Origin of the sequence: Prosthecobacter sp. (assembly GCF_014879935.1) — a bacterium.
GTDB lineage: Bacteria > Verrucomicrobiota > Verrucomicrobiia > Verrucomicrobiales > Verrucomicrobiaceae > Prosthecobacter.
Genome location: NZ_JACSRD010000137.1, coordinates 62,566 through 74,664, shown reverse-complemented (window position 1 = coordinate 74,664; position 12,099 = coordinate 62,566). Strand labels below are relative to the sequence as shown.

Here is a 12,099-nt window from a genome sequence, read left to right as displayed (position 1 = left end):
CATGACGTTCAACCCGGCGGCCAAAGCGATGGCACGCTTCGGGGAGTTCAGCAGCGGGGTGGGCTACTCGTCAAATAACTTCGGGACGGGCCTGAGCGATACACAGCGCTACGGCTCCCTGGCCTTGGGCCTGCTGCACAGCATCGAAACCGCCGCCACTGCCTACGGAGGCGCCAAGTCTTTTGGCGGTTCTGGCGCAAAAACGACGGCACCCACAGTTGAGGACACCGTAAGCCTCTTTCATCAAGGCACTCTGCGAGGAGGTCAAGTGTCATCAACGCGAGGTCTCTCGACGAGTTTGAGCAGTGACTTGAGTCACTACCGACCTGGAGGCCAGCTATACGAGTTCCAAGTTCCACGCAGCACATACAACCAATGGCTTGACGAAGGATTAGCTATCCCAAAGACTGACCTCCACTTACCAACTGGAATCGTCACTCCTGAAATCCGAGTGCTGCCACCAGCATCCGGCACCTTGAATCAGTATTTGGTTCGCCCGCCTGGAGGTTGATATGTTCTGCTGCCACTCACTAAAAAACCTCATCGACAACGCAGGGCAGCGTGGCCTTGCCGTGTTGGTCTGTCCAACTGAGGCAGGCTTCCGCTTCGCTCTTCAAATGCGAGCAGTGACCGCCGCAGACGAAACAACCATGACGAAAAACAGACAGCCTTCGGCTTCGTTGCCTGAAAAGATGACACTCTCGGAAAGCATGAGAATCCGCCACTGCCCATCATGCGGCAAGCGTCTCGATGAACTCGCGGCGAGCGATCCGAAGTTCTTTGCGAAGCTCGCCAGTGAGCACCGACCATTTCAAAACCAGTGGGGCGTTTGATTCAACTGCGATGAAATGTAACAACCAACACGCAAAAACACACGCGCCAACCCATTTGGAAAAATGAAACCAGAAAAGCCGCTCGGTTCCTGAAGCCTCCTTTGTTGAAGCAGCGCCGTGAAGTCATGGAGCTAGCGTTCACACACTCGCGGGTTTCCACCCTGCAAGCGGTGGCTCTTACGCGGGACAATCAGCGCCCCGACCTGCATGCCGGTCCAGTTCATACTTCCCGAGCGCCAGCGCACCGAGCAGCCCTGAGCGTGCTCCTAAACCCGGCGCGACGACGAAGTCGTCGAGGTTGCGGCCGAGTTCGGGGACGCGGAGGTAGTGGTTGTTGAGCTTGTGCAGGCGGCCGCGGATGAGGGGCAGGATGTGCTCCTGGCTCATGACCCCGCCACCGAGGATAATGCGCTTCGGGCAGAGCGTGAGCGTGAGATTCATCAGGGCGTGCGCCATGACGTCGGCGACTTCCTCCCAGGCGGGATGATCGGGCGGCAGGGCATCGGCTTTGACTCCCCAACGTGAGGCGAGCGAGGTGCCGCTGACGTAGCCTTCGACGCAGCTTTTGTGAAACGGGCAGTGGCAGGCCTGCTGGATGGCGCTGGAGTTCTGTGGTGGCGGAACGAGCAGGTGACCGATCTCAGGATGCAGCAAGCCGTGCAGAAGCTGGCCGTTGACCAGCACACCACCGCCCACGCCGGTGCCGACGGTGATGTAAACGAGCGGATCGGTGTCCTGACCGGCTCCCCAGAGGAATTCGCCAAGCACGGCGGCGTTCACATCGGTGTCCCAGGCGATGGGCACCTTGTAGCGGTCGTGAAGCATGGGCACGACGTTGGTGAACTGCCATCCGGGCTTCGGGGTGGAGGTGATGTAACCGTAGGTCTCGCTGTTCCGGTCGAGATCGATGGGGCCGAAGGAGCCGATGCCGATGGCGGCGAAGGGCCCATGCTTGGCCCGGGCCATGGTCAGGAAGCGGGTGACGCCCGCGAGCGTCTCCTCCGGTGTGGTGGTGGGGATGCGTGTGACGTCCCGCATGTCATGCGGCCCGGTGCCGATGGCACAGACGAACTTCGTGCCTCCGGCCTCGATGGCGGCGATGAGTGGCGGGTTTTCGCTCATGACTGGAAAAACACTGACCTGATCGAGTTCATTTTCTTTCTCTTCCTCTTACTCCTCCTCTTCCTCCCAATTGCCCCGGCTCTGCACTCCCTGATTCCGGGAGGAGGAGTATGAGTAAGAGGACGAGGAAGATGCGGCATTCAACACATCAACAGTACATTCTAGGACTGCGGACGCACGGCGGCGGAGTCACGGATGCCGAGGCTGGAGTAAATCTCGCGCGTGGCGTGGGATTTGTTCAGCGTGTAGAAATGGATGCCATCGACGCCGTGGTCGAGCAGGTCATGGCATTGCTCGGTGGCGTAATGGATGCCGACTTTCTGCACGGCGGCCTCATCACCTCCGCAGCGCTGGATGGCGCGCAGCAGCTTCGCCGGATAGCGGGCACCGGCGGCCAGTTCGGCCATGCGGCGCATGCCGGAGGCGCTGGTGATGGGCATGATGCCGGCGATGATGGGGATGTGGATCCCGGCGAGCTGGCAGCGTTCGCGGAAGTCGTAGAAGTCGTGGTTGTCGAAGAACAACTGCGTGCAGATGTAGTCCGCGCCGGCATCGACCTTGGCCTTAAGGTAATCCATTTCCAGGACGCGGTTCGGCGTGGTGGGATGGCCTTCTGGGAAACCGGCGACGCCGATGCCGAAGCCACGCTTGTCGGGGTGGGCGCCGGTGGCGTTGAATTTCTTGATGAAGGCCACGAGGTCGGCGGCGTGCTGGAAGGCGTCCTTGGTGCGGTCGTAGTTGGCGAGGTTTTTGGGCGGATCGCCGCCGAGGGCAAGGATGTTGCTCACACCAGCCGTGGCATAGCGCTCCAGGATGGCGGCGATGTCGGCCTCGCTATGGCAGACGCAGGTGAGGTGCGGGATGGGATCGAGCGTGGTCGTCGTTTTGATGCGTACGACGAGGTCGTGCGTGAGTTCACGCGTGGAACCTCCCGCACCATAAGTGACGCTGACAAAGGAGGGCTTGAAGGCCTCCAGCTCGCCGATGGTCTGATACAGCGCTTCTGAAGCCTCGGCGGTCTTGGGCGGGAAGAACTCGAACGAAAGCGTGGGGCGCTGGGTTTTGAGGATGTCGGCGATGTGCATTCTGTTGTTTGCTGTTCTCAGTTCGCAGTTTTTGAACCACTAATCGGACACTCATGAACTCTAATGTTCTGATCCGGGCATTAGTGAAAATTAGTGGACATGAGTGGTTAAAAAACGGCAGTTCAGGCGATGTGCTCGCCTTTGAGCACGTCGTCGAGGGTCTGGCGCTCGCGCACGACGGTGGCCTTGTCGCCATCGACGAGGATCTCGGCAGGCATCGGACGCGTGTTGTAGTTCGACGCCATGGTGAAGCCATAAGCGCCCGCGCTGAGCACGGCGAGGTACTCACCTTCCTTCACGAGCGGGATGTCGCGGTTCTGCGCCAGGAAGTCGCCCGATTCGCAGATGGGGCCCACGACATCGACTTTCTCGAGGGTATCGTCCGCAGGCTGCTTCAGCGGGGTGATCTGGTGCCAGCCTTCGTAGAGCGTCGGGCGGATGAGGTCGTTCATGCCGGCATCGACGATTTTGAAGGTCTTTGCGGAGCCGCGCTTCTCATACAGCACCTTGGTGAGCAGCACACCGGCATTGCCGACCATGAAACGGCCGGGTTCGCAGAGGATGCGCAGGCCCAGCGGCTCCAGATGCGGCACAACGGCCTCGGCGTAGGCCTGAACGGTGAGGGGATGTGTCTCGGCGTTCTTTTCCCACCAGGCGTGGTCGCCGGAGTCGAGGCTCTGGCGGTAGTTGATGCCGATGCCGCCGCCAATGCTGAAGAACTCGATGCCATGGCGCTCTTTGACCTGTTTCACGAGCGGAACGACCTTCTGCACGGCCTCCAGGAACGGATCGACGTTGGTGAGCTGCGAGCCGATGTGCATCTGCAGGCCCTTGATCACGAGGTTCGGGCACTCGGCGGCCACACGGCTGTAAACGTCGAGGATCTGGTCGAAATCGATGCCGAACTTGTTCTCGCTCTTGCCGGTGGTGATCTTCGCGTGCGTCTTCGCATCCACGTTCGGGTTCACACGCACAGCCACGGGCGCTTTTTTGCCGAGGTCACCGGCCACCTGATTGATGTAGCGCAGCTCGGCCTCGGACTCGGCGTTGAAGCAGTAAATGCCGTGCTGGAGGGCGAATTCGATCTCGTCGCGGGTCTTGCCGACGCCTGCGAAGGTGCACTTCCCGGCGTCGCCGCCAGCCTTGATGACGCGGTAGAGCTCGCCTGCGGAGACGATGTCGAAGCCGCCGCCGAGCTTCGCGATGGTGTTGAGGATGGCGAGGTTTGAGTTCGCCTTCACCGCGTAGCAGATGAGGTGATTCAGCTTTCCGAGGGCCGCGTCCAGGCGGGTGAAGTGGCCGGTGATGGTCGCTTTGGAATAAACATACAGCGGCGTGCCGTGTTTTTCGGCGAGGGACTGAAGCGGGACATTTTCGGCGAACAATTCGCCCTGGTGATAGCGGAAGCTGTGCATAAACGGGCCGCGTAGATAGGCGGGATTCACCCCGGCGCAACTTCGCGCGCTCCCCGTCTCTCACCGCGCCTCCACCAGGGACCGGCCGGTGGAAAGCATGTCCACCAGCCACTGGCGCATGGCTTTCAGGCCGCGCAGCAGCGTGCCGTCCGTGACGTCCTGGCAGCCGAAACGTGCCGCAATGGTTTCTTCAAGCCGACGATAACGCGGCAGAAGGATGAGCCGATGCGCCAGCGGGCCGTCTTTGCCCGCACGACTGGCCAGGGTGGGATGCACCAGGCCTTTGCACACGACCATGTCTGCCTCGGCGACGGGAATGCGCCGCTCCGGCAGCAGGAGCCAGGGCTTGTAAGTGAGCGCCGGGCTGCCGACGGCATCGGTTTTGAGCCGCACGAGAGTGCGCACCGGCACACCTTCGGTGCGACGCGCCAGGAAGCCCCGCACACCGGCATCGAGGTCGGCTTCGACCGCCCGTTTGTTCCGCAGGAAGTCACTGCCCATCAGCATGCCGAACAGGGTCAGGCGGAAAGCCCACCCGGCGAGCAGGGCGGCGATGAGAATGATCACGAGCGACACGAAGGCCCCCGCATACGGATGAATCATAGTGCTGATCGCCACCAGCGCCATGAGGCCCAGTTTGGCGAGTTTCAGCCCGGCATCGACAATGCCGAAAGGCGAAATCGCGATGAGGACATTGATCGCATGCGAACTCATCCACACGACGGCGAAGGCCACCAGCGACACCGGGATCGTGACCCACGGCGTGTGCACCCCGAGATCGATCATTCCGGCCACCGGCACGACGGCGAGACCTGAATCAGCGAGCGTCGTCACGGCCTGCGGCTGCCATTTGTCCACCTGCGCCATCGCCAGGGCGACCAGCGGCACGAATCCCACGCTGGTGACGATGGCGCTCAGCTTGTTCTCAAACAACTCGGCGAAATCGAGCGGCTTTTTCACCAGGGGCGGAGCCGCCGTGCCGAGGAAGTCCTTCAGGAAACAGATCGCGATGAGACTCAGCCCGGTGCCCCACACCCACGGATGGCAGTACCACGGCAGGCGGTGCCGCAGGTGCTCCTCCGTGCGGTAGTAAGTCAACGCTCCCATCGCGCTGACACCCAGCAGCGGGCTCACGGCGACACCGGTGATCTCGGAGATGCCTTCGGAGAGCGTCACCCCGGGCAGAAGCATGGATTCACGCAACTTGTCCGCTGGCGCAGCCGGAGAGGCGTCTGCGGCTTGGAGGTGCACGCAACTCGCGAGCAGCAAGGCAATCAATCGGAGGAGGCGTGAGGCATTCATGGCGTGGGTTGGGCTGGGTGAACGAAGGCTGCGCACGATGCCGTGCATCGGTGGAAGCCAGGCTACAATTTGCCCGGGCCTTTCCAGCCTGGGTTACTTCGACAGGGCCGCAGTGATGGCCGTTGCGACCTTTTGCGCCAGGAATTCGCTCCCAGCGTCGCTGTAGTGGAGGTCCTTGGGTTTGTGGAACTCATCGAAGCGTGGCGTCATCCACGCGTTCAGATCGTTGATGGCGACGCCGTTGTCCTTCATCACCCTCGCTGCGATTTCGTTGTATTCCTTCACCTGACCAAAGCGACGCGGCGGATTCAGTTCGCCCTCGGGAATGGGTGTGGTGCTGGCCCAGATCAGCTTCGAGCCGGTCGCCTTCAGTTGGGCGACCAGTTGACGCAGATTCGCCTCGTAGTCGGCTGGCTCCACCTGGCGCTTGCCGTCGGGCATGTATTTCAGGTCGTGAATGCCCCAGTTGAAGTGAATAACGTCCCACTTTCCGGCCCCGAGCCATTTCTGAAGGTTCGCGACGCCGTTTTTCGTCGGTCCGCCGTTTGTCGGGATGCGGTGCACGTTGGCCTTGTCCGCCAGCAGCTTCCGAGTCGGCAGGGTGTAACCCATGGAGATGGAATCGCCGACCAGCAGCACGCGGGGCAGGCCTGCTGCGTCCTGGATGGGGTCGAGGACGGGATTGGGCGCCTTTTTGGCCTTGGCTGGAGGTGCAGAAGGTTCGGCGGCACCCAGGAAGCCAACGAGCAGGCACAAGGCAGGAGCAATGAGGAGACGGTTCATGGGCGTGGAAAATGGCGTGACGCTGATGATCTTTCAGCTTCCAGAGATTCTAAGCCTTGCTTTATAATATAATTTTGATAAACTTCATATCAGACGCGCATCATCTCCACCCTTCGAGTCATGAAAAAGCCCCTTTCCGTCCTTGTCATCGTCTTTGCCTGCCTGCGGGCGGTGCAGGCGGACGTCATCACGGAGTGGAACTCGCTGATGCTACAGACCTTTGCCGCCGAGGGCAGCACGGCCACGCCGCCCTGCAACTCCCGCACCATGGGGATGCTGGGCGGGGCGATGTATGACGCGGTGAACTCGATCAACCGCAACTATTCCGGCTATCTGGGCTACTTCGACGCCACGACCGCCGGCAGTTCCACGGATGTGACGGCCGCCGCCGCCACCGCCGCCTACAACACGATGAGCTCCATCTACACCGACCTGTATGGGGCCGGAAACTCGTATCAGGCCGCCTTCGACGATCTCTACAACAATCAGATGGCCGCCATCAGCGCGGGGGATGCGAAAACACGCGGGATCGAGATCGGCACTGCCGCCTCCCAAGCGATGATCACCGCCCGGCTCAATGACGGGAAGGACGCAGTCTCCAGCTACACGCCGCAGGATGTCGGTACCATCGGCCGCTGGCAGCCGGGAACCACCGCCGGTGCCTGGGGCAGCGGCACCGGGTCGTTTGTGAAGCCGCAGTGGAGCGAGATGACACCCTTCACGATGACTTCCTCCTCCCAATTCAGGCCGGCCGGTCCAAACGGCTACCAGCCCACCGATTACACCAGTTGGGTCCAAAGCAGTGCCTACGAGGCCGAGTTCGAACTCGTCAAATCCATCGGTGGCACCGACAGCGTCTTGCGCACGGCGGACCAGACAAACATCGCCTACTTCTGGGTGGACGGGCCGGGAACAGCCTCCCCGCCCGGACACTGGAATCGCATCGCCCAGTCCATCTCCGCCACCGCCGGGCTCAGTGTGGAGGAAAACGCCCGCCTTTTCGCCCTGCTGAACATCGCCGAGGCGGACACCGGCATCGCCTCCTGGGAGGCCAAGGTCTATTTCGACTCCTGGCGCCCCATGCTGGCCATCAACACCGCCGATACCGACGGCAATGACAACACCGTGGCGGACGCGGCCTGGACGCCGCTGATCCCGACGCCGTCCTTCGGCTCCTACACCAGCGGTCACAGCGCCTTCAGCATGACCGGTGCCACCGTCCTGGCGAACTTCTTCGGCACGGACGACATCGCCTTCACCACGGACACCGAGTCACCGTTCCTGCCGCTCGGTTACACCCGCAGTTTCAACAGCTTCAGCGAAGCCGCCGAGGAGGCGGGCATGAGCCGCATCTACGGCGGGATCCATTGGATGAGCGACAACCTCGACGGGGCCACGCTCGGCGCTGACGTGGGGGACTTCGTCTTCACCAACTTCTTCCAACCCGTGCCAGAGCCCGGCAGCGCCATGCTGCTGCTCTGCGCCGGAGCGTTCGTCCTCCGCCGTCGATCACGACTCCTGTAACCGGGACATTTCTGCCCCGTCTCCGGATGCAGGGGAACAGGAATGTCCCGGCCACACGGCTCAGACGATCTCCACGCTGACCTGGCCGCTCGTGTCCATCGTGCCGATGATCTTGGCGTTCTCACCGCACTTCAGTGCCTTGTCGGCGTCGTCCGGCGACACAATCGCCACCCAGCCGAGACCCATGTTGAAGGTGTCGATGGCGTCCGCCTGGTCAGCATGACGCAGCACCTTCTGGACGACGTCGTTCTGCCAGAAAGGAATGCGCAGGTTCGCGCCGAGGCCGCGCTTCAGGAACATGCGGCCCAGGTTTTCCGGCAGACCGCCGCCGGTGATGTGCGCCATCGCCCGTGGGCGGATGCCTGCGGCTTTCAGCGCCTTCGGCTGCTCGTGGTACAGCAGCGTCGGGCTCAAAAGAATGCGCATCTCGTCCTCGCTGAACTGGAGGTTCTCCTTCTCGATGATGCGGCGCACAAGGCTGAAGCCGTTCGCGTGGAAACCGGCGCTGGGCCAGCCGATGAGCACGTCGCCCGCCGAGATCGTGCCCGGATCGAGCAGGTCTTCCTTTTCGCAGGCACCGATGGCGAAACCGCTCAGTTCCACCATGCCTTCAGGCACCATCCCGGGCATTTCCGCCGTTTCACCACCGGCCAGGATGCAGTCGCAGGCCTCCAGGTATTCCGTCATGCCGGCAATGATGCGGGTGATCTGCGTCTTCTGGATCTTCGGGATGCCCACGTAATCCAGGAACATGATCGGATCAGCTCCCGTGGTCAGCACGTCGTTCACGTTCATGGCGACAAGGTCCTTCCCGGCAGCCTCAAGCTGGTCGTGCTTCAGCAGCAGCTCGATCTTGGTGCCCACGCCATCGCATCCCGTCAGGATGATCGGATGCTTGTAACCGCTGAGATCGTAAGCGGCGGCGAACAGGCCGAAAGGGTTTGCCAGCTTCCGGTTCCGCTGCGTGCGCTTCACCAGCACCCCGATGTCATCGACCAGCGACGCTGCTTCGTGAATATCGACGCCGGCCTGCTTGTAAGTGTGTGCGGAAGAGCTGCTCATGGGGGAAAAGGTGGCATGCTGACTAGCCCGAAAGCCCGGACCGCTCAAACGGAAACTCAAACCGCCTCCGAGGCTCCCCGGTGCCAAAAGGGCAGGGAACCGGGAACCGCCTCCCGGCGGCGGAAGCTGGCTTTCGCTGCACCGCCGCCGGTCCTTTGCGCCGGGTCAGGACTCCGAGCCGTTCTTGGCCTCGATGGCATTCACCATCTGGCGGATGTGCGGCTTGGCACCCAGCCGTGGCTTCATGATCGCGAGGCTCTGGTCAAACGATCCCCATTTCAGCACGTGGATGTTCACATTCCGCGCGCCCCAGTCGTTCATCGCCGTCTTTGAAGGACGGTAGAGGTCGATCGTTTTCGTGCCGACCAAGGCCGAGCCATAGTCGTCCACCTGGTAAACATACGGCTCGCCCTCGATCTTGAAGAGGGTCCCGACCGGATAGACCGACCAGTCCGCCGCGGCACTGCGCACGGTGCCGTATTTCAAATCGGTGCCCACGGCGCTTTTGGCACCATAGACGATGTGATCGCTTTCACTGTGCGTGTAGGCCGTCGTCCGCACGTTGCGGAGCGTTCCCCGGGTGTCCACGACCGCCAGTTTGGTCGGTCGGACTTGGGTGGTGCTTTGACAGGCGGTGAAACCCGCGCAGAGCGCGGCCAGCAGGATGGTGCGGAGGGATGTCATTGATGGAAGGTTGACGGCCCTCACGGCAGACCGGCTCACGTCAGACATGGCACCGCAGATTGTGTTCAAAGCGCTTTCAAAGCCGCCCTCCGTGCCGAAGAAAACCCGCCGCAGCCCCGTTTGATTGCGCCATGAATCCGAAACTCGCTCTCCTCACGCTGCTGCTCTCCACTTCCATCCTCGCTGATGAGGTGCCGAAGTGGCGCGACCTCTTCAATGGCAAGGATCTCAACGGCTGGGTGGACGTGAACACCAGCAAGGAGACCTGGAGCGTTAAAGACGGCCTGCTCGTCTGCAAAGGCCTGCCCATCGGCGTGATGCGGAGCGAAAAGCAGTATGAAAACTTCATCCTGCACATCGAGTGGAAACACACGCAGGCCGGCGGTAATAGCGGTGTCTTCGTCTGGAGCGAAGGCAGCACGCCTCCTGACCGTCCGCTGCCGAAAGGCATGGAGGTGCAGATGCTCGAACTCGAATGGCCGAAGCTGCATCCTGGCAAAGACGGCCAGCCAAACCATCCCGGCTACGTTTCCGGCGAACTCTTCGGCGCGAACGGCCTCGAAGGCGTTCCTGACAATCCACGCGGCCGCCGCAGCATGTCCTGGGAGTTCCGCTGCAAAGGCAAAGGCGAATGGAACACCTACGACGTCGTGTGTGTCGATGGAACGGTGAAGCTCTCGATCAACGGCAAGTTCGTCAACGGCATCAGCCAGTCCACCGTCCGCAAAGGCTATCTCTGCCTCGAATCCGAGGGCGCGGAGATTCACTTTCGGAACATCAAGATCCTGGAGCTTCCTGGCGGCCGTGTGACGCCGGAGCAGACGGCACCGCGAGTTGGGGCGAAGCCGAGGCCTTAGCTCGTCGGGGGCTTGGCATGGTCATTTTGCCGCAGAGCGCATCGCCCACGAGCTAAAGCTCTCCACTACTTTGTCGTTCTGACCAGCTCCTCGACCTTCGTCGTGATCCGCTCCTCCACCGTCTCGGTGTAAGGCGCACGGTGGCCGTATTCAAACATGCCGCTGACACCTTCGTAGCCACCTTCATTGAGCACACGCAGGCTGGGGATGTAGCTGGTGAGGTCGTTGTTGTAACCGCAGACCCAGGTGGTGTTCCAGCCATAGGTTCCTTTGAACTTCAGCGAGTAATCCACCACGGTTTCGCCCGTGAGCGCGATGAAGGTGAGGTCCGTGCCGAACTGCCAGACCTGCACCGGATACTTCACACGATCCGGCGGCGAGCCGAGGGTCTCGTATTGCCGGATGAAGTGCTCGAACTCACGCTTTGGCATGCCGGTGAGATTCGGGACACGCTGCTTCAATTCATCCAGCGGGATGCCGGGCTGGAGCAAAAGCTCAGTCTCGCCCATCGCCGCGCGAATCCGCCCGCTGAGCGGTTTCATCGTGCCCACGACGACCTGACGAACCGCTTCGGACAAAATCTTGCCATACATGCCTGCCAGTTCGGTCGCCTCGACATCTTTCCCGCGTATGCGCGGCAGCGGATTCGCATCGCCGCCGCAGTTCTGCACAAACATCGCCACCGCGCCTGGGAAGGTCTTTTCCAAGACCAACTGAGCGAAGCCGGCGTAATCGCCATTGATGCTCAGTCCGCCGAGCGCCGTCGTGTGGCACGAATAGCCGAAGACGATGGCCTTGAGATCAGTTCCAGCCTTGACGGTGATCACCGGCACATCCTGATCCACCTGACCGCCAAGCGCACGGCTCTCCGGCCCACGCGATCGTCGTCGATTCACCGCCACACCGGCCAAACCCTGCTCAAAGGCGAGCGCCGCTGGTGCGAGTGCCGCGATCGCTTGGCCGATCACCTCATCATACTTCGCATAGACCATGGCCGTGTAGCGATCCTTTGCTGCAGCCTCCTCTGGCGTGAATTCATAATACAACCACAACACATCCTCCGTCACCGGGCACGAGTGATTGTGCGAGGTGTTCAAGATCAGCCGCTCCCGCATCACGCCATGCTTCTCTAGCGCATTCTTGGCGATCACGGCGATCATCTTGTCGCTCAAACCGACGAGATCGGCGGTGACGAGCACCGAGGTCGCGCCCGAGTCGTCTTTGAGCGCGAGCGCCTTCAGCCAGATGGCGTGCTCGATGCGTTGCGACATGCGTGTCTTGCCACCATAGCCGGCGAGCGGCACGGACTCCGTTGGCGTGATGTCTGCCTTCGCTGCGCCCGCCTGCCATCCTGCGAACGCGTGAGACGAAACAAACAGGAGCAGCAGGAGAAGGGGTTTCATGGCAAAGACGTTGAAGTGACAAACGGATG

Annotated in this window: 12 protein-coding genes; 4 read left to right on the top strand and 8 right to left on the bottom strand. The window is 61.6% G+C overall.

What is annotated here, in order from left to right; genetic code table 11:
• A partial coding sequence (locus tag IAE77_RS11815) for a hypothetical protein (protein WP_294226567.1) occupies positions 1-511 on the top strand: 511 nt, incomplete at its 5' end.
• Position 512: 1 nt separating this feature from the next.
• Complete coding sequence (locus IAE77_RS11810; RefSeq protein WP_294226564.1) at positions 513-833, top strand: hypothetical protein; 321 nt, start codon at positions 513-515, stop codon at positions 831-833.
• Positions 834-1,010: 177 nt separating this feature from the next.
• Here the strand turns inward: IAE77_RS11810 and IAE77_RS11805 are convergent, their stop codons facing one another.
• The 5 genes from IAE77_RS11805 to IAE77_RS11785 form a co-directional block, all read right to left on the bottom strand.
• Positions 1,011-1,955: an ROK family protein gene (locus IAE77_RS11805; protein ID WP_294226562.1), complete on the bottom strand. Its 945-nt coding sequence runs from the start codon at positions 1,953-1,955 to the stop codon at positions 1,011-1,013.
• Between the two features lie 161 nt (positions 1,956-2,116).
• Positions 2,117-3,040 carry a methylenetetrahydrofolate reductase [NAD(P)H] gene (gene metF / locus IAE77_RS11800; RefSeq protein WP_294226559.1) on the bottom strand — a complete coding sequence of 308 codons (924 nt, stop codon included), beginning with the start codon at positions 3,038-3,040 and terminating at the stop codon, positions 2,117-2,119.
• A 122-nt stretch (positions 3,041-3,162) separates the two neighbouring features.
• A complete protein-coding gene (lysA, locus tag IAE77_RS11795) occupies positions 3,163-4,455 on the bottom strand; it encodes a diaminopimelate decarboxylase (RefSeq protein WP_294226552.1) in 1,293 nt (430 codons plus the stop codon).
• 60 nt (positions 4,456-4,515) lie between these two features.
• Positions 4,516-5,757 carry a hypothetical protein gene (locus tag IAE77_RS11790; protein ID WP_294226549.1) on the bottom strand — a complete coding sequence of 414 codons (1,242 nt, stop codon included), beginning with the start codon at positions 5,755-5,757 and terminating at the stop codon, positions 4,516-4,518.
• Between the two features lie 93 nt (positions 5,758-5,850).
• Entirely contained in the window at positions 5,851-6,540 is a 690-nt protein-coding gene (locus IAE77_RS11785; protein ID WP_294226547.1) for an SGNH/GDSL hydrolase family protein, read from the bottom strand.
• A 120-nt stretch (positions 6,541-6,660) separates the two neighbouring features.
• On the opposite strand from IAE77_RS11785, the gene IAE77_RS11780 reads away from it, so the two are divergent.
• Complete coding sequence (locus tag IAE77_RS11780) at positions 6,661-8,064, top strand: vanadium-dependent haloperoxidase (RefSeq protein ID WP_294226545.1); 1,404 nt, start codon at positions 6,661-6,663, stop codon at positions 8,062-8,064.
• 60 nt (positions 8,065-8,124) lie between these two features.
• Here IAE77_RS11780 and purM read toward each other — a convergent pair whose 3' ends face one another.
• Positions 8,125-9,126, bottom strand: coding sequence for a phosphoribosylformylglycinamidine cyclo-ligase (gene purM / locus IAE77_RS11775; protein ID WP_294226542.1), 1,002 nt, complete (start codon positions 9,124-9,126; stop codon positions 8,125-8,127).
• A 165-nt stretch (positions 9,127-9,291) separates the two neighbouring features.
• The gene (locus IAE77_RS11770) at positions 9,292-9,810 is read right to left on the bottom strand and encodes a 3D domain-containing protein (RefSeq protein ID WP_294226539.1); all 519 of its coding nucleotides are present in this window, start codon (positions 9,808-9,810) and stop codon (positions 9,292-9,294) included.
• Positions 9,811-9,941: 131 nt separating this feature from the next.
• Here IAE77_RS11770 and IAE77_RS11765 point away from each other — a divergent pair, with 131 nt between their 5' ends.
• Entirely contained in the window at positions 9,942-10,667 is a 726-nt protein-coding gene (locus IAE77_RS11765; protein ID WP_294226537.1) for a DUF1080 domain-containing protein, read from the top strand.
• Between the two features lie 65 nt (positions 10,668-10,732).
• On the opposite strand, the gene IAE77_RS11760 is transcribed toward IAE77_RS11765, so the two are convergent.
• Positions 10,733-12,070: a hypothetical protein gene (locus IAE77_RS11760; RefSeq protein ID WP_294226535.1), complete on the bottom strand. Its 1,338-nt coding sequence runs from the start codon at positions 12,068-12,070 to the stop codon at positions 10,733-10,735.
• Between the last annotated feature and the right edge of the window lie 29 nt (positions 12,071-12,099).